Annotated in this window: 22 protein-coding genes and 1 other annotated feature; all 22 genes read right to left on the bottom strand. The window is 35.1% G+C overall.

All coding sequences use genetic code 11. From position 1 onward, the window contains the following. Positions 1-16: 16 nt before the first annotated feature. Positions 17-928, bottom strand: coding sequence for an RluA family pseudouridine synthase (locus OB_RS07710; RefSeq protein WP_011065887.1), 912 nt, complete (start codon positions 926-928; stop codon positions 17-19). Beyond that, positions 925-1,398, bottom strand: coding sequence for a signal peptidase II (lspA, locus tag OB_RS07705; protein WP_011065886.1), 474 nt, complete (start codon positions 1,396-1,398; stop codon positions 925-927). The genes OB_RS07710 and lspA overlap by 4 nt, the downstream gene beginning before the upstream one ends. A gap of 337 nt (positions 1,399-1,735) precedes the next feature. Next, positions 1,736-4,492 (bottom strand): isoleucine--tRNA ligase, encoded by a 2,757-nt coding sequence (ileS, locus tag OB_RS07700; protein ID WP_011065885.1) that lies wholly within the window; start codon positions 4,490-4,492, stop codon positions 1,736-1,738. A 45-nt stretch (positions 4,493-4,537) separates the two neighbouring features. Continuing rightward, positions 4,538-4,755 (bottom strand) — a binding site (T-box leader). 62 nt (positions 4,756-4,817) lie between these two features. Further along, positions 4,818-5,321: a DivIVA domain-containing protein gene (locus OB_RS07695; RefSeq protein WP_011065884.1), complete on the bottom strand. Its 504-nt coding sequence runs from the start codon at positions 5,319-5,321 to the stop codon at positions 4,818-4,820. Positions 5,322-5,413: 92 nt separating this feature from the next. Beyond that, on the bottom strand, positions 5,414-6,190 hold the full coding sequence (locus OB_RS07690) for an RNA-binding protein (RefSeq protein WP_011065883.1): 777 nt from the start codon (positions 6,188-6,190) through the stop codon (positions 5,414-5,416). 14 nt (positions 6,191-6,204) lie between these two features. Next, complete coding sequence (locus OB_RS07685) at positions 6,205-6,471, bottom strand: YggT family protein (protein ID WP_011065882.1); 267 nt, start codon at positions 6,469-6,471, stop codon at positions 6,205-6,207. Between the two features lie 6 nt (positions 6,472-6,477). Beyond that, complete coding sequence (locus OB_RS07680) at positions 6,478-6,912, bottom strand: cell division protein SepF (RefSeq protein ID WP_011065881.1); 435 nt, start codon at positions 6,910-6,912, stop codon at positions 6,478-6,480. Between the two features lie 26 nt (positions 6,913-6,938). Next, positions 6,939-7,610, bottom strand: a complete 672-nt coding sequence (locus OB_RS07675; RefSeq protein ID WP_011065880.1) for a YggS family pyridoxal phosphate-dependent enzyme — start codon at positions 7,608-7,610, stop codon at positions 6,939-6,941. A 21-nt stretch (positions 7,611-7,631) separates the two neighbouring features. Then, complete coding sequence (pgeF, locus tag OB_RS07670; RefSeq protein ID WP_050750213.1) at positions 7,632-8,450, bottom strand: peptidoglycan editing factor PgeF; 819 nt, start codon at positions 8,448-8,450, stop codon at positions 7,632-7,634. A gap of 62 nt (positions 8,451-8,512) precedes the next feature. Further along, positions 8,513-8,773, bottom strand: coding sequence for a YlmC/YmxH family sporulation protein (locus OB_RS07665; RefSeq protein WP_011065878.1), 261 nt, complete (start codon positions 8,771-8,773; stop codon positions 8,513-8,515). A gap of 333 nt (positions 8,774-9,106) precedes the next feature. Next, positions 9,107-9,889, bottom strand: a complete 783-nt coding sequence (gene sigG / locus OB_RS07660; protein ID WP_011065877.1) for an RNA polymerase sporulation sigma factor SigG — start codon at positions 9,887-9,889, stop codon at positions 9,107-9,109. A 122-nt stretch (positions 9,890-10,011) separates the two neighbouring features. After that, positions 10,012-10,731, bottom strand: coding sequence for an RNA polymerase sporulation sigma factor SigE (gene sigE, locus OB_RS07655; protein WP_011065876.1), 720 nt, complete (start codon positions 10,729-10,731; stop codon positions 10,012-10,014). Between the two features lie 13 nt (positions 10,732-10,744). Then, the gene (spoIIGA, locus tag OB_RS07650; RefSeq protein ID WP_011065875.1) at positions 10,745-11,665 is read right to left on the bottom strand and encodes a sigma-E processing peptidase SpoIIGA; all 921 of its coding nucleotides are present in this window, start codon (positions 11,663-11,665) and stop codon (positions 10,745-10,747) included. A 400-nt stretch (positions 11,666-12,065) separates the two neighbouring features. Beyond that, complete coding sequence (ftsZ, locus tag OB_RS07645) at positions 12,066-13,241, bottom strand: cell division protein FtsZ (protein WP_011065874.1); 1,176 nt, start codon at positions 13,239-13,241, stop codon at positions 12,066-12,068. Between the two features lie 69 nt (positions 13,242-13,310). Next, the gene (gene ftsA / locus OB_RS07640) at positions 13,311-14,597 is read right to left on the bottom strand and encodes a cell division protein FtsA (RefSeq protein WP_011065873.1); all 1,287 of its coding nucleotides are present in this window, start codon (positions 14,595-14,597) and stop codon (positions 13,311-13,313) included. A gap of 215 nt (positions 14,598-14,812) precedes the next feature. Continuing rightward, positions 14,813-15,628 carry a cell division protein FtsQ/DivIB gene (locus OB_RS07635; protein WP_011065872.1) on the bottom strand — a complete coding sequence of 272 codons (816 nt, stop codon included), beginning with the start codon at positions 15,626-15,628 and terminating at the stop codon, positions 14,813-14,815. 156 nt (positions 15,629-15,784) lie between these two features. Then, the gene (gene spoVE / locus OB_RS07630; protein WP_081427510.1) at positions 15,785-16,906 is read right to left on the bottom strand and encodes a stage V sporulation protein E; all 1,122 of its coding nucleotides are present in this window, start codon (positions 16,904-16,906) and stop codon (positions 15,785-15,787) included. Between the two features lie 74 nt (positions 16,907-16,980). Further along, complete coding sequence (gene murD / locus OB_RS07625) at positions 16,981-18,330, bottom strand: UDP-N-acetylmuramoyl-L-alanine--D-glutamate ligase (RefSeq protein ID WP_011065870.1); 1,350 nt, start codon at positions 18,328-18,330, stop codon at positions 16,981-16,983. After that, a complete protein-coding gene (gene mraY, locus OB_RS07620) occupies positions 18,330-19,310 on the bottom strand; it encodes a phospho-N-acetylmuramoyl-pentapeptide-transferase (RefSeq protein ID WP_011065869.1) in 981 nt (326 codons plus the stop codon). The genes murD and mraY overlap by 1 nt, the downstream gene beginning before the upstream one ends. Before the next feature lie 52 nt (positions 19,311-19,362). After that, positions 19,363-20,730: a UDP-N-acetylmuramoyl-tripeptide--D-alanyl-D-alanine ligase gene (gene murF / locus OB_RS07615; RefSeq protein ID WP_011065868.1), complete on the bottom strand. Its 1,368-nt coding sequence runs from the start codon at positions 20,728-20,730 to the stop codon at positions 19,363-19,365. 5 nt (positions 20,731-20,735) lie between these two features. Beyond that, positions 20,736-22,217: a UDP-N-acetylmuramoyl-L-alanyl-D-glutamate--2,6-diaminopimelate ligase gene (locus tag OB_RS07610; protein ID WP_011065867.1), complete on the bottom strand. Its 1,482-nt coding sequence runs from the start codon at positions 22,215-22,217 to the stop codon at positions 20,736-20,738. Positions 22,218-22,355: 138 nt separating this feature from the next. Then, on the bottom strand, positions 22,356-24,287 hold the full coding sequence (locus tag OB_RS07605; RefSeq protein ID WP_011065866.1) for a stage V sporulation protein D: 1,932 nt from the start codon (positions 24,285-24,287) through the stop codon (positions 22,356-22,358). Positions 24,288-24,306 lie beyond the last annotated feature (19 nt).

Below are 24,306 nucleotides of genomic sequence, written 5' to 3'. Positions count from 1 at the left end.
AAAGATTCTTAAACTGTCAATACATTTTACGAATAAAGCTGAGCGCTTCTGTAAATATTTCTGGTGGATTCGCGTCAAACTCAAGCCATTCACCTGTTTTGGGATGATAAAATCCAATTTCTTTTGCATGTAATGCTTGCCCATCTACATTCATTGTTTTACGTTGACTATATTTCGGATCTCCCACTAACGGAAAACCAATATATTGCATATGAACCCGAATTTGGTGGGTTCTCCCAGTCTCAAGCTGGCACTCAACAAACGTATAGTCAGGGAATCGTTCTATCACACGAAAATGTGTAATAGCAGATTTTCCATTATCTACAACCGCCATTTTTTGTCTATCTTTAGGATCACGACCAATCGGAGCATCAATTAATCCTGTATCATGTCCAATTTCACCGTGAACAATTGCTACATATTTACGTTTTAATTGTTTTTGTTGTAATTGATCAGATAATTTTTGATGTGCAACATCATTTTTGGCAACTACTAATAATCCACTTGTATCTTTGTCTATTCGATGTACGATACCAGGGCGTTCTATACCATTAATCCCTGATAAATCATCACAATGATACAACAAAGCATGTACAAGTGTACCAGTTTGATGACCAGCTGAAGGATGTACAACCATACCTTTTGGTTTGTTGATAACAATGACATCCGAATCTTCATACACAACATCCAAAGGGATATTTTCGGGTTCTAGTATTAATGGTTTCGTTTCAGGTATTTCCCATGTAAGTGCATCACCTTCTACACACTTATAATTTGCTTTTACAGATACACCATTGACTTCTACCAATCCTTCATCAATCCATCCTTGTATTTGTGAACGTGATTGATCCGCAAGCAATTGTGTTAATAGTTTATCTACTCTTGTTTTTCCTTGTTGTTCTGTCACGATGTGTTGACTCTTTGTCATGATTTTGATTTTCCTTTCTGACGCTTTTCTTCCAGAATCGTAGCTATGAGAAATAGAATTACACCGATGGTTAATGATGAGTCAGCAACATTAAAAATCGGAAAGTTATAATCAAAGATGTAAAAGTTTGCAAAATCAACTACTTCTTGTCTAAATATACGATCAATAAAATTACCTATTGCTCCTCCTAAAATTACCACAAGTGCAACGGATAGTAATTTGTCACCTTTCGCATGTGTATGTAAAAAATAAATAATACCGATTATGACTATAGTAGTGATTATATAAAATAAGAGCATTTGTCCTTCTAATATTCCCCAAGCTGCTCCTGTGTTTCGGTGTGAAGTTATATAGAAAAAGTTATCAATAACAGATATAGATTCCCCTAACTCCATACGTGAAACTACCAACCATTTCGTTAGTTGGTCAATAATGACAAGCGCAATAGCTATTAAATAATACATAATCATTTATTATACCCCTCGATTCTAATCGAACTCTTTCTATCTTATACCGGTGCTCAAACATTTTCAAGAACAAACGTGATTCCAAATCATAATGTATCTTTGGAGAAAAACAAATAAAATGGTTGATACTATAGAAAATAGTGTTTTAGGAAAACTACAACGTTATTCATCAAGCCAGTAAACTGCTTCTGTCTAACCAAAAGATATCTTCAAAAAAAAGCAGAGGTCCCTGAGGAAAAGCTGATGCTAGACAATGCGAACATTGCACTTCTATGCTATACATTCTTTTCCAACAGAAATCATCTGCCTCGATTTATATTAATTTATATGGTAACCATCTTCAATCTGCATAATGCTTAGTAACTACATCCGCACATCGACTACATAAAGAAGGATGATTTTTATTTTCACCTACTGTTTCTGAAGATACCCAACAGCGGTCACATGTTTCTCCAGGGTGTACCTCAACTTGTACATTTACAACGTTACCTTCTTTTGCATCGGTTAACGTATCAACAATTACTGCTTCTGAGACAATAAAATATTGATGTAAGTGCTCCATTTCATCTAATACTTTTTTAGTGCCTTCATCTTTAGCTGCAATAGATATTTTTGCTTCTAATGATTTCCCAATAACTTTCTCACTTCTAGCTTCTTCTAAAGCTTTTAATACATCATCTCGGATTTTCATGAAGTGGTTCCATTTATCAACCGTTTGTTCATTAATGGCAACGTCACGTGCTTCTGGAATATCCGTTAAATGAACACTTTCCGCCTCCGGTTCTGGAATGTACTCCCAAACTTCTTCCGCCGTATGCGGGATAATTGGTGCAATAAGTTTCACTAAACTAGTTAACACTTCATAATACCCCGTTTGAATACTACGTCTACGAGGATGATCTTTTGCTTCAATGTAAAGAATATCCTTCGCAAAATCCAGATAAAATGAACTTAAATCAACGGAGCAAAAATGATGAATTTGTTGGAAGACAGGAGCAAATTCATACTGATTATAGTTTTTGTGTGCTTCCGCTAATACATTCTGCAAACGGTGGACCATATAACGGTCTACTTCTTCCATGTTCTCTTCTTTTACACGATCCGTATTGGGATTAAAGTCTGCAAGATTTGCTAATAAAAATCGAAACGTATTTCTGATTTTACGATAGCTTTCCGATGTTTGCTTCAAAATATCATCAGAAATACGAACATCTGCTTGATAATCAACACTAGATACCCATAGTCGTAGAATATCAGAACCTAATTGCTTTTGTACTTTTGATGGTACGATGACATTTCCTAACGACTTACTCATCTTTCTACCATTCCCATCTAAAACAAAACCATGGCTGATTACTGCTTTATAGGGAGCTTTTCCAGTTACTGCAACCGAAGTAGATAAAGAAGAGTTAAACCAACCACGATACTGGTCACTACCTTCGAGATATACATTAGCCGGACGTTGATGGTTTTGTCTGTTAAGTAACACACCTTCATGTGAAGATCCAGAATCGAACCAAACATCCATAATATCTGTTTCTTTCGCAAAATTCCCATTGGGACTATGCTCAGAAGTAAATCCTTCTGGTAATAATTCTTTCGCTTCTTTTTCAAACCAAATATTTGATCCATGTTCACGGAATAATTCTGAGACGTGATTAATCGTTTCATCAGTAATAATTGGTGTGCCATCTTCTCCATAAAATACTGGAATTGGAACACCCCAGGCACGTTGTCTAGAGATACACCAATCTTCTCTATCTCGTACCATATTATATAATCTTGTTTCGCCCCAATGAGGATACCAATTTACTTGTTTAATTTCCTCTAGAATATCTACACGGAAATCTTTAATCGAGGCAAACCACTGCGATGTTGCTCGGAAAATAGTTGGTTTCTTCGTTCGCCAATCATGTGGATAGGAGTGCGTAATAAATTCTAACTTGAGCAAAGCACCACTTGCATCCAATTTCTCCGTGATTATTTTATTAGCTTCATCATAAAACAAGCCTTCAAATCCAGGGGCCTCCTGAGTAAACACACCTTTCTCATCTACTGGACAGAAAGCATCTATTCCATAACTACGGGAGACATAAAAGTCATCTTCCCCATGCCCAGGTGCAGTATGAACACAGCCTGTACCAGCATCGGTTGTAACATGTTCTCCTAACATTACTAGTGAAGTACGATCGTAAAATGGATGTTGTGCTTCTATACCCTCTGCTTCTTTACCTTTAAAGCTTTGTAACACCTGAGGATTCTCCCAACCAAGTGATTCACTTACATCATCGAACAGAGCCTCAGCAATTATATACTTTTCCTCTCCTACCTGGACAACAATATATGTCAAATCAGCATGTAGACTAATTCCTAGATTTGCAGGCAATGTCCACGGTGTCGTAGTCCAAATAATAAATTTCTCTCCACCCGATAATAATGCTTGTCCACCTTTTACTTCAAAAGCTACATAAATCGATGGTGACCGCTTATCTTGATATTCAATCTCCGCTTCTGCCAATGCAGACTCAGATGAAGGAGACCAATAAACTGGCTTTAATCCTTTGTAGATATATCCTTTTCTTGCCATATCTCCAAAGACCTTAATTTGTGATGCCTCATAATCTTTCGTGAGTGTAATATACGGGTTGTCCCAATCACCGCGAACTCCTAATTGTTTGAACTGTTCACGTTGATTATTAATTTGCCCTAGTGCATATTCTTCACATAACTTACGAAAAGCAGCTATATCCATTTCTTTACGTTTTATTTTTTTCTTCTTCGTTAAAGCTGTCTCAATTGGCAATCCATGTGTATCCCATCCTGGAATATATGGCGCATGATAACCTGTCATGGACTTATAGCGGACAATAAAGTCTTTTAACACCTTATTTAATGCATGGCCTATATGGATATCTCCATTAGCATAAGGGGGTCCGTCATGTAAAACAAATAACGGTCTACCTTTTGTACGTTCTAATGTCTTTGCGTACTGATTCGTTTCTTCCCACTTTTTTTGTCGTTCTGGTTCTTTGTTCGGTAGATTTCCACGCATCGGAAATGCAGTTTTTGGCATTAATAATGTTTGTTTGTAATCCATTACAATAAAACCTCCTATTTATAACAAAAAAAGCCTTCTAATCCCAAAAGGGACGAGAAGACTCGCGGTACCACCCTTATAAATCTAATGTTGATCCATTACATTCACTTTAAGATCGATAACGGAGATGAACCGTCCATTACTACTTGTTTCGTAATGAAAACTCAAGAGTGATTTTCTAAAAGCTTTCCGCACTGAGCTCACACCATCCTCAATTCGCTAGATCGGTTCTACTTTTATACTGTCTCTATCATTGCTTTTACCTATTCATATTTCCATATAGTTCATAGAATGATATGTAATTTTAAAAATGAACATCACGTCATTAAGACTGCTGTTCTAGAAGCTCTAATTCTTCATCGATTTCAGTATCAAATAACTCTTCCCAATCATCCGTACCTAACATTTCTAATTGTGCTTGTACTAACATACGCATACGTGTACGGAATACTTTCGCTTGCTTTTTCAGCTCTTCCACATCTAAAGAAATTTTACGCGCCTTGCTAAGTGCCTCATTCACAATACGATCAGCATTTTTTTCTGCTTCTTTAATAATTAGTTTCGATTCTTTTGAAGCATTTCCTTTTACTTCTTCTGCTGTTTCTTGTGCTACGAGAATAGATTTATTTAATGTTTCTTCAATATTAGTAAAATGGCCTAAACGCTCACGTAATTGTCTAACTTCTTCTTCTGCCTCTTTCTTTTCACGAATAACTAACTCATAATCTTTGATAATTTGATCTAAAAATTCATTTACATCGTCTTCATCATATCCGCGAAATCCTTTTGCAAACTCTTTATTATGAATGTCCAATGGTGATAATGCCACCATCGTCACCTCCTTAGCGATATAAATACTTAAAAATCCTTATTACACATTAATTCGACAAATAAACAATAATTCCTGCATTAATTATACCATTATTTGAGTGTAGCAATTGTTATTTTCACTTTATCTTTTTTTGATTTTCCTCTTATAGATGTAAGCTTACTTCTACCATGACCTCGAATCGAAATCATGTCTTTTTCTTGCAACTGAAATTTATTGTCATCGACTAACTTATAGTTCACTTTCACTAATCCTTTTTGAATAAAAACAGTTGCTTCTTTTCGTGATAGTGGATAAATCTCTTTAATAACTGTATCTAAACGAAGAGAAGATACGGTCTTATCACGTTCAATCCATGTTTCATTTTTTTTAATGAGTAATTGCAGGTCCTTTTGTTCAAAGTGTACAGATGATTTTCTAATCGATGTTAAATTCATTTGTACAAATGGGGAAATTTCTGAAGCGGCTATAATCTGTATCTTACCATCCTCAATTATAATATCACCGAGTTTTTTTCGCTTAATTCCTTGTGATAAAAAAGCTCCCATTACATCTGGATGTTCTATCATTACAAATTTTGGTTGGAAATTTGCTTCGAGTAGTTGAATTTGAAACATATCTTCTGTAATCTCTTCATACTTTGGAGCTAAAATCATTCTACTTCGTTCACTCTTGTTACTTCCACCAAAACCTCTTACCTGAAGTTCCTCATTATGTTCTCCAATCAACGAAGTGACTATTTCTTGCTCACGAGGGTCAAGAAAATCCGTTAGCTTTGGGATAAAAGAACGTTCTACTTGCTCTTTCCAAGAAAAAACTTGATCAATAAAAGGCTGTTCTTCTTTACGAAAATGTTGATAAACTTCCATTATAATTCCTTTCCTTAATAAATGAACATTCGGAAAAACTCAAAAATTCCTTGACGTGCAAGATTAAGTACTATAATTGCAACGATTGGAGATAAATCAATCATACCTAGTGGGGGAATGAACCTACGGAATATTTCTAGATAAGGTTCACAAATTTTCGTTAGCAGTTCTCCAAATGAAGATTCTCTTGCTCCTGGGATCCAGGACATCATAATATAAATAAATAAAGCAAAGCTATATATTGTGATCCCCATACTAATAAGATTCAAAATTTGCATCATACGCTGTTACCATCCTTTGTCATATTCTTCCTGTTCGTACAACATTTCAGTGATTGTACCTGATACCTCTACATTATCTGGTGTGCACAAAAATGTTTCTGCTCCTAGTTTCTGGATATCACCTTTGACAGCATATACAGTACCACTTAAGAAATCAACAATTCGTTTTGCTTGTTGATGATCTACTCGCTGCAGATTAATAATAACTGCACGGCGATTAACTATATTGTCAGCTATCTCTTGTGCTTCATTATAATTACGTGGTTCAATTAACACAACGCGAGAATTACTTTGCTGAACGCTTGATAAATTAACCACATTTTTGGGATTCACTTTAGCTTCTTTTTGTGTTGGTTCTTCAGATTGATTATCCTCGTCTACATATTCATACTCATATTCGTCACCCATAAAATAATCTTTTAATTTATTTTTAAAACTCATCTCCTTCACCTCTCTACTTAAAAATTCTATCCAACGAGTTTCGATCCAATACGTACATGTGTAGCTCCCTCTTCTATAGCAATATGATAATCGTTACTCATTCCCATTGAAAGCCATTCACATGGTGCGTGTGGTAATTCTTTTTTTGTTATTTCATCTCGTAGATCTCTCAATTTTTTAAAGACAGATCTCACATCCTCTGGATCTTCCACATGTGGAGCCATTGTCATTAGTCCAACTATTTTAATATTTTCGTATCCAGATAATGACTTAATAAATGAAATCACTTCATCTGGGAAAATTCCGTGTTTCGATTCTTCCCCACTAACATTTACTTGAACAAAACAGTTAACTGGATGAGTAGCTCGTTTATTTATTTCTTTAGCTAATGATTTTCTATCCAAAGAATGTATAAAATCTACTTGGTTAATGATATCCTTTACCTTACGTGACTGTAAGGAACCAATAAAATGCCAGTTCACTTGATTTTGAATTTCATTATATTTTTCCAAAAAACCTTCGTTTCGATTTTCGCCAAGATTGTCAATTCCTGCATTAATCGCTTCCTTGGTTCGTTCAATTGTAACATATTTTGTCACAGCAATAAGTCGAATATCTTCAGGACTACGGTTTGCATTTGCACAAGCTTGTCTAATGTTTTCTTGTATATTAGATAAATTCGTTGCCACATCTACCATTTTGTCGTTCTCCACCCTTTTTTACACATTATATCCTATAAATCCAAGCATCCTACCTGTTATTCCTTTATCACGACGATGAGAGAAAAATAGCGTTTCATCACGAAACGTACAATATTTGGTTACTTCTATATTATGACGAAAAACACCAGATTGTAAAAGGATTTCTCTATTTAACTCTTTTAAATCTAATAAATATTGATTATCAGATACTTGATTCGTACAAATTTGCATTTCATTGTCAGTCAAATGTTTAATAACATTATTATCTACTTGGTAATGTTCTCTTGAAATGGATGGTCCTACAATTACTTTAATATTTTTCTTTTCTGACCCTTGATCTACAAATGACTGTACCATTTTCGATGCGATTCTTCCCACTGTACCTTTCCAGCCTGCATGCGCAATTCCTACAAATTTCGTCACTGGATCAAAAAAATACAATGGAACACAGTCAGCATATAGTGATACAGCTAGGGCATTTACATCAGGAGGGATAATTAATCCATCTACCCCAGATAATGATGTATTATTTGAATGACTCCCAGAACCAACATCAGTAGCCTGAATAAGTGCCACCTTTGTATCGTGAACTTGTTCGCCAACCACCCAATTGGATAAGTCTACGTGCAATTGCTCACTCAATATTTTTCTGTTTTGCAGTACATTCTGCTCCCTATCATTTACATGAAATCCCATATTTAAAGAACTGTATTCATCTATACTTGTACCACCATTTTTCGTTGTAAAACCTACCATTAATCCAGGGTGTTCTCTCTCCCATTCTTCCACATGAAAATAACGCGCTTCTTTCTGTATAAATATATCTTTCACTCTCATATCCCCCCGGAAAATACTATTTCATCTTGTCATAATGGTATCATATTTATGAATTATTTTCCTTATGCACTGCCATAGATTCCGGGACCATAAATTTCTTTCACTAAAATTACTTCCTCTCCAATACGAACAATTTTTTCCCAGGCAATTAAAAGTTCATCTGCTTTAGCAAACATTCCTTGCTTTTTTTCTTTTCCTTCAACAATAATTGCAAGAACCCTTCCATTATTTCCGTCTATTTCTAAATCAATGATATGACCCAATCTGCTCCCATCATCTACTGCTATAATTTCTTTCATTTGCAAGTCCGATAATTTAACCATAGCTATCATCCTTTCTTTATACAATATATGCAAGCAAGCCCAATTTTTTCGTAAAAATAATATACAATTTCATTTTAAGTGATAACTAAATAAATCCAATTTCTGATATGTAGATTTTTAACTGCTAACGATCACAATAGCTCAGCAGATAAAATTTGTAGTCTTTGATATCTCAGTAATTTCGATTTCACTAGATGACTAGGAATTATTAACACACATAAAAAACCCAGCACTTATAAAATAAGGCCAGGTTATTAATTCTCTAAAGTTTTATTTATACCTCAAGGCTAATTGTTTTCATATGGAGTTTCAACCGTATAGCATTGTAACAATTTATTCGAACATTTGCTTATTCATTTGACTAATTGCCGCTTTTTCTAAACGAGATACTTGAGCTTGTGAGATACCAATTTCATCGGCTACTTCCATTTGTGTTTTCCCTTGGAAGAATCGTTTATTAAGTATCATTTTTTCACGCTCATTCAGTTGATGCATACCTTCTTTCAATGACAATTTGTCTACCCAACTGGAATCTTTATCTTTCTCATCACTTATTTGATCCATAACAAATATAGGATCTCCCCCATCATTGTATATTGGTTCAAAGAGTGAAACTGGGTCTTGTATAGCATCTAAAGCAAATACTACATCTGTTTGAGGTATATCCATTTCCTTTGCAATTTCTGCAGGAGATGGTTCTTTTGAAGTTTTACTAATTAATTTCTCACGTACTTGCAATGCTTTATATGCAATATCTCTTAAAGAACGAGAAACACGAATCGGATTATTATCACGAAGATAACGTCTTATTTCACCAATAATCATCGGAACAGCATACGTGGAAAAACGTACATTATGTGATAAATCAAAGTTATCAATAGATTTCATAAGACCTATACAACCCACTTGAAACAAATCATCCACATACTCACCACGATTATTAAATCGTTGTATAACACTCAACACGAGACGTAGATTACCATTCACTAATTCCTCTCGTGCAGTAATGTCTCCATCTTCTTGCATTCGAACAAATAGTTTTTTCATTTCCTCGTTTTTAAGTACGGGTAGCTTAGATGTATCAACCCCACATATTTCTACTTTATGTCTTGTCATTATAGTCAACCCTCCCAGTCGATGATGCTGTTCATGGACAGTATCTCCTCTGGAAGGATTTTTTATGCAACCAACATTAGGACCTACATTTTAAAAAAAGGGGAAATCCTTATTACATCAAGCTATACCATTTTATTAAATTCTTTTTTTAATCGACGAATTATTTTTTTCTCTAAACGAGATATATATGACTGAGAAATTCCTAACATATCAGCTACATCTTTTTGTGTTTTTTCTTCTTCACCTATAAGTCCAAAGCGCAGTTCCATTATTTGTTTTTCTCGTGCATTAAGCTTTTCTAATGCCGACTTTAGTAATGTTTTGTCAACAGTGGATTCTAGATTTTTTGTGATTATATCTTCTTCTGTTCCCATTACATCTGATAACAGCAATTCATTGCCATCCCAATCAATATTCAATGGTTCATCAAATGACACTTCTGATTTCAGTTTATTATTTCTACGTAAGTACATTAATATTTCATTTTCGATACAACGTGATGCATACGTCGCAAGTTTTATTTTTTTCTCCGGGTTAAATGTATTGACTGCCTTTATTAATCCAATCGTACCAATACTAATTAAATCTTCAATATTTATACCAGTATTTTCGAATTTTCTTGCTATATAAACGACTAATCTCAAATTCCGCTCGATTAACATCGCCCTGGCTGCCTTGTCTCCTTTAGGTAACCGGATTAACAGTTCTTGTTCCTCTTGTTTAGAAAGTGGTGGTGGTAGTGCTTCACTTCCTCCAATATAATAAATTTCTGTTGATTTTAGACCTAACTTCATTAACAACTGATACCATCGCAATTTTAGTTTAACTTTCCAAACGCGCACAACCTTCACTCCTTTATGCTGAATGTATAATCGACTGTTTCATAATTTGTGGATGTAATAAGCAGTGATAGCTATCGTCTCGCACTAAATTCCCAAATTGGATGCCTATGATCACATTGGTAGCAAGTAATTGTTGATCATTATAATTAACTATCACTCTCTCTGGCCGAATCCCAATCATCATTGAACTCCCACCATCTACACCTTGATAGGGAATAATTTGTATCTTATCCTGCCAACGTTTTGGAATTTCATCCATATCTAAGTTATTTTTTGCTTTTTCTAGTTGAAGCCATTCATCTTCTGTGAACCATTCTTTTAAAAACGTTCGATCACAAATAATAACTGGTCGTTTTGTCAGCGGATCAACTAATTGATTTCCACTATCAATGTAACCCTTTGATTGTTGTACTTTTTGATTTAAAGTTAAAAAAACTTCACACATTTGATCATACTTAATTTGTTCTCCAACATGCTCGTCCATACGTCTCTTTGTGAAGTACCAGATAATTGGAAATCCAATTAATATAAACAACCAGCTGATTGGGTCTCCGAAACCTTTGTTAAATGTAATCATCCCATTTGCTGTCATAGAAACAGGACTTGATAGCATAAAATGTATAGCTGTTAATCCTCCACCAATAGCAAATGATACAAAATAAAATAATAAACATAATTTCAACGTCTGATATGTACCTTTCCATCCGAAGGCACTAAAAATAATCAATACGGAATAAAGGAGCTTCCCAACAGCTCCATTAATAAAAGATTCTGGATAGAAAATAGTTATTGGTACAATTAGAGATGCAATTAATGCACCAAATAAAAGCCTCAATAGATTCACAGAATCCCTGGCAAGTAACTTTACTAACATGAGTAACATAAGATCAATCAAAAAATTTAACATCCAGACGGCATCGAGGTAAATAGTCAATAACCCTCTTCCTTCCCTGATGCAAATGATGGTAGGTGATAAGCATATAATAGTAATGAAATGGAATTAATGAAAAGTATAGATGACGAGCTAAGCAAAGTCTGTCACTTCTTGTATGCATAAATAAGCTAATTTACACTTTTTATACCTAATTCTGTCAGTGGCGATATAAACTATTCATCTAAAATTTGGAGTAAGTTCTATGAATACTATAAATTTATTTATCAAATTTTATAAAGAATATGTCGAAGGTTCGTTTTAATAATAGTAGGTTGTGAGAAAATCGTATCCAATTTAAAAATGAAATTAATTTCTCCGTTATTAATTTATTTCGCACAAAAAATCCAGCTATCTATGGATAGCTGGATTTTATTAGCATATTTGCGAGTTTATTTACTTCCTATCGATTTCTATTACGATTTCTTAAGAATGTTGGAATGTCCAATTCTTCCTCGTCTTGACGTGGACGAGATTGAGCCTGCGGCTGGGAAGGTTGTTGTGATTCTCTTGATTCTCTAGTTTCTCTCGTACTTGCAGCTTCATTCAAATCTTTAGAAGCTGTTTGTTGTGACTGCCCAATGTTCGTTCGTTGTTGTTTTTGTCTAGTATCTACTTTTTTAGCATTTTCATCAAAACCAGTAGCAATAACAGTGACAACAATCTCGTCGTTTAAGTTTTCATTTATTACTGAACCAAAGATAACATTTACTTCTTGATCAGCAGCAGAGGTTACAAGATCTGCAGCTTCTTGAACTTCATACAAACTTAAGTTTGTTCCACCTGTAATGTTCATAAGTATTCCATGCGCACCATCTATAGATGTTTCTAATAGTGGAGAGGAAATAGCTTTTTTCGCTGCTTCTGTTGCTCTTGTTTCTCCTGTAGCAATACCAATTCCCATTAATGCAGAACCCTTATCAAACATGATTGTCTTCACATCAGCAAAGTCAACATTAATAAGACCTGGTTTTGCAATTAAATCAGAAATACCTTGTACACCTTGACGAAGTACATTATCTGCTTCTCGGAATGCTTCAAGCATTGGTGTATTCTTGTCAACAATTTCAAGTAATCGATCGTTAGGAATGACAATTAGTGTATCTACAGCTCCTTTTAACGTATCAATACCAGAGACTGCTTGCGTAGAGCGTCTTCTTCCTTCGAAGCTAAATGGACGAGTTACAACACCTACGGTTAAAGCGCCAATGTCTTTAGCTACTTGTGCAATAACAGGGGCAGCTCCCGTTCCAGTTCCACCGCCCATTCCAGCAGTAACAAATACCATATCCGCACCTTTAAGTACTTCTTCCAACTGTTCTTTACTTTCTTCGGCAGCTTTTTTACCAACTTCAGGATTGGCTCCAGCACCGAGCCCTCTAGTTAGCTTACCTCCGATTTGAATTTTGGATTCAGCTTTTGACAAGTTTAACGCTTGTGCATCTGTGTTTACAGCAATAAATTCTACACCTTCAACACCATGCTCTATCATTCGGTTTACAGCGTTATTACCGCCTCCACCTACTCCTATAACTTTAATTGTTGCGAGTTCTTCCATATTTGTATCAAAATCCAACATAGTCCGTTCCTCCTAATATCCAGATTACATGTTTAACGAAATTAATTATAACTTTAAAAATCTATTAGTTTAGTCAAAGAAATATTTAAATAGATTCGCAAAACCTGATTCTTTCTTTTTACTTTCGTTTTTTTCCTTTTTCTCTTTAGATGGTTTTATTTGTTTTTTAGGTTTTTGTGGGCTAGCCGCATCCAAGATAACGGATGGGTACAACTCTTTCCCTTGTATCTTCGCATTACGATAAGCAAATTGCAGAATTCCAATTCCCGAGGTGAATTGTGGCTCTCTCACCCCAATATAATCAGGGATCGCAACTCGTACATTCGAGTAAAATAAATCCTGCGCTAACTCTAGACTTCCAGGCATTGCAATGGTACCACCGGTTAATACATACCCTCCTGGAAGTTCCCTATAACCCATTTTACGAATTTCTCTTTCTACATAAGCATAAATTTCTTCTAATCTAGCTTCAATCATATCTGCAATTTGTAACTGATTAAAAACTTGTCTCTGGTTACTTCCAATTGTTGAAACTTCAAATGTCTCATCTTCTTGAGCATCATCATAAAAAGCATGGCCATAATTCATCTTAATATCTTCCGCTTCTTCCGTGGAAGTTCGCAGACCAATCGAAAGGTCTTTGGTAATATTATCTCCACCAAGGCTAATTACACTTGTTGCAACTAGATGATCATTTTCAAAGACAGATACAGTCGTACATCCTCCACCTATATCAATTAAAGCTGCTCCCATATTCATTTCATCTTTTGACAATGCTATTGTACCAGCAGCAAGAGGCTGAAGACAAATATCAGATACCTCTAAATTAGCACGCTCCACACATTTTAATATATTATGTAGAACTGTCTTCGAACAAGTAATAATCGTTCCTTCCATTTCAAGGCGGACACCAATCATACCTCTTGGATCTGTTATTTCATCCAAACCGTCTACAATAAATTGTCGAGGTATAACATCTATGATTTCGCGTTCTGGTGGTATAGATATAACTTGAGCACCATCAATGACTCTCGTGACATCTTCATCTCCAATTTCACGATTCTCACTCTGTACTGCAACTACACCATGACAAGGCTGTAATTGTATGTGACTGCCATTAATGCCTACAACCACTCGTTCAATATGCATTCCAACCATACGTTCTGCTTGTTCTACAGCATTTCGAATAGAATGTACCGTCTGATCGATATCAACAATTGCACCCTTTTTCATGCCATTTGATTTTGCAGTACCTACTCCAATAATATTTAGAGAATCTGATTGTACTTCTCCTATAATCACTTTAATCATTGTCGTTCCAATATCTAGGCTTACTAAAACTTCACTATTATCCAATTAAAGGCACCTCCTACAGAAACATTTCCTATGTTTCTTAAAACTACGTTATCCATTCATTGTAGAGTCTACTATTTTAAAATATTTCAATGAAAAAATAAAATATATATAGGTTATTCAACATTTAACGGTCATAACCCTTTTTCATTTTCCAAAAAAATGGTACATAATATAGGTTTCGTAGATAAAAACAATTATGTGACTTTATTTTGATGTTAATCCTCTTCGGATCCATCTTCAGAATCATTACCGGATGTTTCATCCACCTCTAACTCGGTCACATCTTGATCATCTTGATATGATTCAAAATATACACCCACGCCTATATGAATAACTCCCTCATCTTCTGGTTCTAGTTGGGAGACAATGGAAGGATATACTGAAATTTTATTACTTATTTCTCTCAGTGATCCTATTACGGTATATCCATCATTCATATATAGCATAATTTTATTGCTATCATCTTCGCTTTCGACCCAATGAATTTCAGAAATCAGACTCATAATACTTTGTGGGACATCTTTCATTTCCGTTGCTAATTGCTTCAATTGTTCTTCATCAAATCCCTGTAAAAAGGGCGCATTACCAGTAAAACCTTGATTACTATCATCCAAAATTTCACCATTTCCTAAAATAGGAAGATAATTCGAATCATCATTAATATAACCGATCACTGGTTGTTCCTCTACCTCCAGCGTAACTGTAGAGGGGAATTTTCTGTCTACTTGAATGTTTTTTATGACTGGATCTTTCGCAATTGCTTGTTCAACAGAATTCGTATTAATTGTCCATATATTCGTATCGGTTGTTAACTCACTATATTTAATAATTTTTTCTTCATTTAAAAACGTATTTCCATTTACTTCAATCGTCCGTATATGACTTAATGGAGATTGCAAGTAAACAACAACAGCAATTAGAAGAAAAAAGATAGATAGATAGAATATAAGACGTCTATTGGCTTTCTTTTTTCTTGCATGTTTCAATTTGGGAATACGATCCTCTATTGAAACAACATTTTTGTCACTCATCTCCATTTCTTCCTTTATCAACATTTTAAATATAAAAATGGTAGGTTTTGTGCCATTTCTTCTATTTACAGAAATTATATCACAAAACCTACCATTAGATGTAGTGTACATCACATAGAATATGAAGTTTTTCTATATATAGTTACTTTTAACCAATTATTTACTTTCCATACTTTTGGAGTACCTGCTTATATTTAGTAGAATTCCTACCGAACATAATGTTAATGTAAGAGAAGATCCACCATAACTCAAAAACGGTAAAGTAATACCGGTTACTGGAATCAACCCTATTACCACACTTATATTAATCATAGCTTGCAAAGCTAACATGGAAGAAATCCCCACTGCTAATAGACGACTAAATAGATCAGGAGCCTCAAGTGCTATTTTAATTCCTCTCCAAAGCAGAAGAAAAAATAATATAATTATCATTGCTCCTCCAATAAACCCTAATTCTTCTCCAATAATTGCAAATATAAAGTCCGTCTGCGGCTCCGGTAAATAAAAATATTTTTGCAAACTATTTCCTAATCCTAATCCCATTAATCCACCAGGTCCAATTGCGTATAAAGATTGTATTATTTGAAATCCATGCCCCAATGGATCTTCCCAAGGATTCAAGAATGCAGTAATACGATTAATTCGATATGGAGCTGAAGCAATTAACCCTATAAAACCAATGACACCAATACCTGCTAATCCGAAAAAATGACTTAAATTTGCACCAGCTACAAACAGCATAATCATGCAAGTTAATACAAGAACCATACCCGTCCCTAAATCAGGTTGTAACATAATTAATCCAAAAGCTGTAAAAATTAATAATAAACATGGAAGGAAACCTTTTCGTAATGAAGTAATATACTTTTGATATTCCGAAAGTAATGATGCTAAGAAAATAATCAATCCAAGTTTCATAAATTCAGAAGGCTGAATACTAAATGCCCCTATGCCAATCCAACTTTGCGCACCACCACGAACCATCCCTACCCCTGGAATTAATACCAGTAAAAGTAGTATGAAACAAATGAATAAAATCATTTTTGCATATTTTTTCCACGTGTAGTAGGGAATAAACATAAAAAATATCATTGCAGCTACACCTGCACCAGCGAATAAAGCTTGTCGTTTTAAATAATAAAAAGCATCATTAAATTTATACTCTGACCATATATAAGAAGAACTAAAGACCATTACAATTCCAGCCATAAGTAGTATGGATAATATAATTAATAATATATAATCTGGCTTTTGCTGCTCTTTTAGTTTATTCAACAAAGAAAAACACCCCTAATCTTTAGTTCAGAATAAGGGGTGTAACAATAATTGGAATTTTCATGTGTACAAGCCCCTTACTTCAGTCTATGCAGGGCTTGTATAAACATGTCTCCTCTTTCTTCAAAAGTTTTGTACTGATCCCAGCTTGCACAAGCTGGTGACAATAATATAGTATCCTGCTCATCCGTTAGAGCAAATGCAACCTCTACTGCATGTTGAACATCTAACGCTTTTTCAATTACTGGTATATTTGCAGCAACACCAGCATCCTTAAGCTTACCTGCTGTCTCTCCGAATACGACCATCGCTTTAACATGATGCAAATAAGGAATTAATTCTTCAAATGTATTTCCTCTATCTAAACCACCTGCTAGTAAAACCACATTCTTGTTAAAAGCTGCTAACGCTTTTTTAGTCGCTAATATATTCGTTGCCTTTGAGTCGTTATAAATATAACGCCCATTTATAACACCTACAAATTCCAAACGATGTTTTACTCCTGAAAATGTTGTTAACACTTGTACAATCCCTTCATTAGTAGCACCATTTAATTTTGCAGTAGCAATAGCAGCTAATATGTTTTCCATATTATGTTTACCTACAAGTACTATGTCTCGAATAGCTATAATTTTCTCATCTTTATAGTATAGAAAATCATCATCCATCCATGCACCATCTGCTAACGGTCGTGAACTAGAAAACGGCACTTTTGTAGCCTCTGCAGTTTTAATTGCAGCAGATACATTATCATCGTCAGCATTATAAATTAAATAATCATGTTTGTTTTGACTTTTAAATATATTACATTTCGCTTCGACGTAATTTTCAAAAGAACCATGATAATCTAAATGTGCTTCGAATAAATTTAATAGGACAGCAGTTGAAAATTGTAATTGATCTATTCCTTGTAACTGAAAAGAAGATAATTCCATAACCATCTTTTCATCAGATTGCAACGAAGAAGCTACTTCTGTTGCAACTACTCCAATATTCCCTGCCACTTTTACAGATACATTACTTCGATCTAGCATTTCTGTAATTAATGTTGTTGTTGTCGTTTTTCCATTTGATCCAGTAATTCCAATAACAGGCTGGTTTGTTAAGTAATGAACTAGTTCAACCTCTGATATAACAGGTATCCCTCGGCGCTGAGCTTCTTCTACAATTACATTATCATAGCGAATACCTGGGTTTTTTACGATGAGATCTTTACCATCAAGCACAGAAATTGGATGTGAGCCTAATACTAATTCTGCTCCCATTGTTTGTAATTTCTGTACAGTTGCGTCTTCTAATGTTGCCATGCCATCATTTATTGTAACTTGTATATGATTTTGCAATAAAACGTTTGCCGCTGCTGTGCCACTTTTAGCTAATCCTAATACAAGTACGTGCTGATAAGGAAAATTTGTAAGTACATTCATTACATTCCCACCTCAATATAAACACCAAGCATAGCAAACAATAAACCTACCAACCAAAAAGTAGTGACTACACGCCACTCTGACCAGCCTAATAGTTCATAGTGGTGATGTAATGGACTCATTTTGAATACACGTTTACCAGTTGTTTTAAATGAAATCACTTGAATAATTACAGACAATGTTTCTATTACAAAAACTCCGCCTATAATAATCAGTAAAATTTCTAATTTCAATAAAATAGATATTGCAGCAATTGCTCCACCAAGAGCTAATGAGCCTGTATCACCCATAAATACTTTTGCAGGATGTGCATTGAAAACTAAAAAGCCAAGTAAAGCACCTACTACTGCTAAGGAGAACACGGCTACTACATGATCAGGTATTCCATACCAAGCAATGATAGCAAATGCTCCAAATGCTATGGCTGCGGTTCCTGCTAATAGCCCGTCTAATCCATCCGTTAAGTTGACTGCATTGGAAGCACCAACCATCATAAATATAACTAATACGGCATAAAACCAACCAATATCAAATTGTAATTCAGTCCCCGGCACATAAATGACTGTCGAAAACCCTTGATTTCTTAAAATAAAATAAAAGACGAGTGCAATTATTATTTGGCCGAATAATTTTTGTTTAGAAGTTAGTCCAAGATTTCTTTTCATTGCAACTTTTATAAAATCATCTAAAAAGCCTAATAATCCATATCCAAATAATACAAAAATCAATAACCACACCTGATAATTAATACCTTCATCCGTTCTGCTTGCCATAATAAGTGACGTGATGATTATACTAAATATAATCATCAGCCCACCCATCGTAGGTGTTCCTGTCTTTTTTTGATGTGACTGTGGTCCTTCTTCTCTAATGCTTTGTCCAAAATTTAATCTTCTTAAAAATGGTATAAAAATAGGAGATAGAAGAACGGTAATGAGAAATGCTACAACTATTGTTATTAATAATCCAGTTAAGTCCACTTCATTTCCTCCTCACTTATTAAACCGTCCAACTAAGTAACTAGATGTTCGATTACTGCTGTAATTCTTTAATAAACATTTCAAACTTCATTCCTCTAGAAGCTTTAAATAATATTAATGTTTGATTATTTAAATGCTCCTTTAATGACGGAACAACATCTTCTCGTTGTTTTATATAATGTACATTTACTTTAGGATGTTGCTTTGTAATTTCATCATAAATATAAAAAGCTTGCTCTCCATAAGTATAAATTTCTGAAATTCGGGAATCAATAACTTCGGCAATCGAACGATGATAGTGTTCTGAATATGTACCTAACTCTAAAATATCCCCCAACACTAATACCTTATTTTGAAAACCTTCCATTTCTTTAACTACTTGAATAGACGCTTTCATGGAAGTGGCAGAGGCATTATATGCATCATTTATGATATGGACACCATTAATCCCTGTTTCAAGTTCAAAACGCATTCCAGTAACTTCTAGCTTATTAAAAGCTAATTGTATATTCTCATGTGAAATATTTAGAGCTTTCCCAATAGAAATGGCGAATGCTGCATTCTTTGCATGGTGTTCACCGAGCAGATTAACATGATATGGTTTATCCGTTACTTCAAATGTAGTACGATCAGGATGCACTTTTACATTCGAAATGTTAATGTCACTTTCTTTCGTAAAGCCAATTCCAATTATTTGCGAATCATCCATATCTATATTTTCTTTCGCTAATAAAGGCTCGTCATCATCAATAAATAAATTACCGTTTGACTTTATTCCTTCAATTATTTCCAATTTTGCTTTTGCAATACCTTTTCGGGAACCTAAATTTTCAATATGAGATTCACCAATATTCGTAATTACTGTGTAGTCTGGTTCCGCTATTTTACTTAATAACTCAATTTCTCCAAACTGACTCATACCCATCTCAAGTACGAGTACTTCAGTATCAGGTTGCATCGATAAAATAGTAAGTGGCAATCCAATATGGTTATTTAAATTACCCTGTGTAGCTGTTGTTTTATAGCTTGTCTTTACCACCGACGTAATCAAATCTTTCGTTGTGGTCTTACCATTAGACCCCGTAACACCAACTACAGTGGGATTAACAGATCTAAGATAGGAATTAGCTAACTGTTGCATAGCTAAAATCGTATCCTCTACGAAAAATACAGGAAAGGAGTTGTCCCATTCACTGGGCAAAGGAATGGACTTATCCCATAATGTTGCGATCGCACCATTTTTAATTGCATCAAAAATGAAATTATGTCCATCAAATCTTTCTCCAACAATCGGAATATATAGGGAGTTGGAACTTGGTTCTCTTGTATCACGAGTTACTTCCTGTATAGTAATGTCTGTACTTATTTTTCCCTGATGTTTAGGAAATAATTCCGCCAGCCATTGTACTGTAAATAACAATAGGTTCACTCCCCTTTCTGCTTAATTGCATTTCTAGCCACATCTCTATCGTCGAAATCGTATTTCGTATGTCCAATAATTTGATATGTCTCATGACCTTTTCCAGCGATTAAAACAATATCATCTTTTTGAGCAGATTGTATTGCTTTAGCAATTCCTTCTTTACGATCTACCACAACCTCATAACTACCACTATTTGCATCTAGTTCAGCAGTCATATCATCTAATATTGCTTGAGGGTCTTCCGTACGCGGATTGTCAGAAGTGAACACCGCATGATCCGCATAATTCAACGCCACTTCAGCCATCAGAGGTCTTTTCTTACGATCTCGATCTCCACCACATCCTACGACCACATATACATTTCGTTTTGCAAAGTCCTTTATTGTCTGTAGGACGTTTTCTAATGAATCTGGAGTATGTGCAAAATCCACAATTACAGAATAATTTTGTCCTTCGACAATTGGTTCGAACCTGCCATTTACTCCCTCTATTGATTCTAATGCTTGTTGGATGACGTTCAATGGAACCTTCGATGCGATAGCTGCCGCACTTGCAGCTAACATATTATAAACATTAAACATTCCCATTAATCTACTTTGAATTGTGATGTTACCTAGAGGGGAATGTAATTTAAAACGAATACCAGATGCTGTAAGTTCAATATCTTTTGCCATAATAGTCGCTTCTTTTTTACAGCTATACGTTATGACATGTTGTGCAGTACTTCTTTTTAATAAATGACTTGATGAATCATCATCATTAATGATTGCATATTTTTCTTTTTCACTGTCGTAGCCATTACCTAGTTGAGCAAACAACAAGCTTTTCGCACGTAAATAATCTTGAATATCTTGGTGATAATCTAAATGATCTTGGGAAAGATTGGTAAATACCGCAATATCATAATCACATCCATATACCCTTCCCATATCTAACGCATGAGAGGAAACTTCCATGATACCCTGTTTCACATCTTTTTCACGCATTACATGAAATGTTTTTTGTAGCTCAAGTGCGTTAGGAGTTGTATTTACAATAGGGAAGGTCTCTTCCCCTATTTTCACTTGAATTGTTCCAATTACTCCAGCTTTTTTCTGATGATATTCAAAAATTTTATCTAACAAATAAGTAACAGTTGTTTTTCCGTTTGTTCCAGTAACACCGATAAGCGGAAAATGTTTGGTTGGGTAATCATAATACTTCACTGCAAGCATCGCAAGTGCGCGATTCGTATCCTCCACCTGAATGATTGGAACCCCATATTCCTTCATTAAAGGTTTACTAGTAAATATTGCAGATGCTCCATTTTTCACCGCTTGATCTACATAATCATGTCCATCCACAGTAAATCCCGTGATACATACAAATGCACTTCCGCTAGTTATTTTTCTCGAATCCATTTCTAGTGAAGTAATTTCACAATTTTCCACTTCACCATTCACATTATAAAATGTAAGACATTCTAGTAATTTTTTTAATTCCATCATATACACCTTTTTTCTAATTAATACTATTTAGGTACTTTCTTTTTTTAGTAGGAAGAAGATGTAAGTACTCTTCTTTTTCATTCCATTTGACCTTCCTATTATAGCAAATTTTTTCTTGTTTAACGATGATTTTCATTATTCATTTTCATCACTTAAATAGATTCTAACAGTGGAACCTGATTCTAACATTGTTCCTGGTTTCGGTGATTGCTCTATAATCGTATCTCCCTCTCCATTGGTTACAACACTTAAATCAACTAGATACTCAGGTAATTTTTGGGTAGACTCACCAATTAAGTCTGGTACTTCCACTTTCGGTTGATCCGGCCACGAATATTCTTTTTCTAACCCATCTGTAGTGGGCTCGACTTCCATTGCTCTCAAACTATCACCAATAATTGTACCTACAATTGGAGCAGCTACAACACCTCCAAATTGTAAGGTGTCTTTTGGATTATCAACTGCAACATATACCACAATTTCTGGATCATCAGCTGGAGCAAAGCCGATAAATGAGACAATGTAGTTATTTTCCATATACCCCCCGTTAGGTCCTACCTTTTGAGCAGTACCGGTTTTCCCGCCTACTCGATAACCATCAACATATGCAGGACGTCCTGTCCCTTGTGCTACAACACTCTCTAATGCGTATCTTATTTCCTCAGAGGTATCCTCAGAAATAACTCGATTTTGTAATTGTGGCTCGTACTTTTCTACAGTTTCTCCATTCACTGGATCTATCCATTCGTCCGCAATGTATGGTTTATACAAGTATCCACCGTTTACAGCTGCCGCCACCGCCATTACTTGTTGAATCGGTGTAACTGAAACCCCTTGTCCAAATGAAGTTGTCGCTAACTCAACAGGACCTACATTTTCAGGTTGAAATAGTATCCCGTTTCCTTCTCCTTGTAAGTCTATTCCTGTCTTCTTCCCAAAACCAAAAGCATCTATATAAGAAAATAATTTTTCTGTCCCTAGCCGTTGACCAAGATTAACAAAACCTGGGTTACATGAATTTTGGACAACCTCTAAATAACTTTGATCGCCATGCCCACCTTTTTTCCAACAATGAATTGTAGCACCACCAACTTCAATATCTCCATCATCATGGAAACGATCTTCTTCTAAATTTACTGCTCCTTCTTCCAATGCTGCAGCTAATGTAATAATCTTAAACGTAGACCCTGGCTCATAAGTGCTCCAAATTGGTAAATTTCTTCCAAAAATAGAGGCATCAACATCTTGATAGTTCTCCGGATCAAAATTAGGGCGTGATGACATCCCTAATATGCCACCTGTCTTTGGATTTACCGCAATAGCTAGTGCACCATCCGGGTTATATTTTATTGTTGCTTTATCGAGCTCTCTCTCAATAATCGTTTGCACTTTTGTGTTAATAGTAGTCTGCAAATTCAACCCATCCACTGGAGGATTGTATTCATCTGCTAATTCTTCTAGTTTCCTTCCCTTTGCATCCGAATAAAGTGACAGACTACCATTCTCTCCTTTTAATTTATCATCATAAGACAATTCTAATCCCATTAGCCCTTGATTATCAATTCCAGTAAAACCAAGTACATGAGATAAATCATCCCCGTTCGGATAGTACCGTTTGGAATCTTTAGCTAAATAAACTCCAGATAAATCTAATTCCCGAATCGCTTTTTCCTGCTTGTCTGTTATTTTAATGCCTTCTGGACGTATCATCACACTTGATGTATTCTTCGTGATTGTTTCATGCACACGATCCTGAGGAACATCTAATATTTTTGCAAGCTGTGTGGCTGTTTGTTCTGGGTTCGTGATTTGTCTTGGCATAACTATTACCGTTGGAGCAGTGACATTCTCCGCCAAAACCTCTCCTTCTGAATCAAGAATATACCCTCGTTCCGCTGCAAAGGTAATATCTCTTGTCCATAATTCATTTGCTTGTCCTGCTAAATCATCACCGAGAACAAATTGTACATAGGCTAAGCGACCAATAATAACCGCAATAATCAATGCTCCCAAAAGAAAAACAGTGACTATTCTTTTCTTTATCGTAACAGTAGATACACGTTTCATAAGCCAACTCCTTCTTGGG

This window comes from Oceanobacillus iheyensis HTE831 (assembly GCF_000011245.1).
Lineage (GTDB): Bacteria > Bacillota > Bacilli > Bacillales > Amphibacillaceae > Oceanobacillus > Oceanobacillus iheyensis.
This window is presented reverse-complemented; position numbering and strand designations above follow the sequence as displayed.

What these genes read in the sequence shown, in the direction of transcription:
- OB_RS07710 (WP_011065887.1), bottom strand. Translation starts at nt 928, where the DNA reads ATGACAAAGAGTCAACACATCGTGACAGAACAACAAGGAAAAACAAGA.
- lspA (WP_011065886.1), bottom strand. Translation starts at nt 1,398, where the DNA reads ATGATTATGTATTATTTAATAGCTATTGCGCTTGTCATTATTGACCAA.
- ileS (WP_011065885.1), bottom strand. Translation starts at nt 4,492, where the DNA reads ATGGATTACAAACAAACATTATTAATGCCAAAAACTGCATTTCCGATG.
- OB_RS07690 (WP_011065883.1), bottom strand. Translation starts at nt 6,190, where the DNA reads ATGGAAGTTTATCAACATTTTCGTAAAGAAGAACAGCCTTTTATTGAT.
- OB_RS07685 (WP_011065882.1), bottom strand. Translation starts at nt 6,471, where the DNA reads ATGATGCAAATTTTGAATCTTATTAGTATGGGGATCACAATATATAGC.
- OB_RS07680 (WP_011065881.1), bottom strand. Translation starts at nt 6,912, where the DNA reads ATGAGTTTTAAAAATAAATTAAAAGATTATTTTATGGGTGACGAATAT.
- OB_RS07675 (WP_011065880.1), bottom strand. Translation starts at nt 7,610, where the DNA reads ATGGTAGATGTGGCAACGAATTTATCTAATATACAAGAAAACATTAGA.
- pgeF (WP_050750213.1), bottom strand. Translation starts at nt 8,450, where the DNA reads ATGAGAGTGAAAGATATATTTATACAGAAAGAAGCGCGTTATTTTCAT.
- OB_RS07665 (WP_011065878.1), bottom strand. Translation starts at nt 8,773, where the DNA reads ATGGTTAAATTATCGGACTTGCAAATGAAAGAAATTATAGCAGTAGAT.
- sigG (WP_011065877.1), bottom strand. Translation starts at nt 9,889, where the DNA reads ATGACAAGACATAAAGTAGAAATATGTGGGGTTGATACATCTAAGCTA.
- ftsZ (WP_011065874.1), bottom strand. Translation starts at nt 13,241, where the DNA reads ATGTTGGATTTTGATACAAATATGGAAGAACTCGCAACAATTAAAGTT.
- OB_RS07635 (WP_011065872.1), bottom strand. Translation starts at nt 15,628, where the DNA reads ATGAGTGACAAAAATGTTGTTTCAATAGAGGATCGTATTCCCAAATTG.
- murD (WP_011065870.1), bottom strand. Translation starts at nt 18,330, where the DNA reads ATGAATGTACTTACAAATTTTCCTTATCAGCACGTACTTGTATTAGGA.
- OB_RS07610 (WP_011065867.1), bottom strand. Translation starts at nt 22,217, where the DNA reads ATGGAATTAAAAAAATTACTAGAATGTCTTACATTTTATAATGTGAAT.
- OB_RS07605 (WP_011065866.1), bottom strand. Translation starts at nt 24,287, where the DNA reads ATGAAACGTGTATCTACTGTTACGATAAAGAAAAGAATAGTCACTGTT.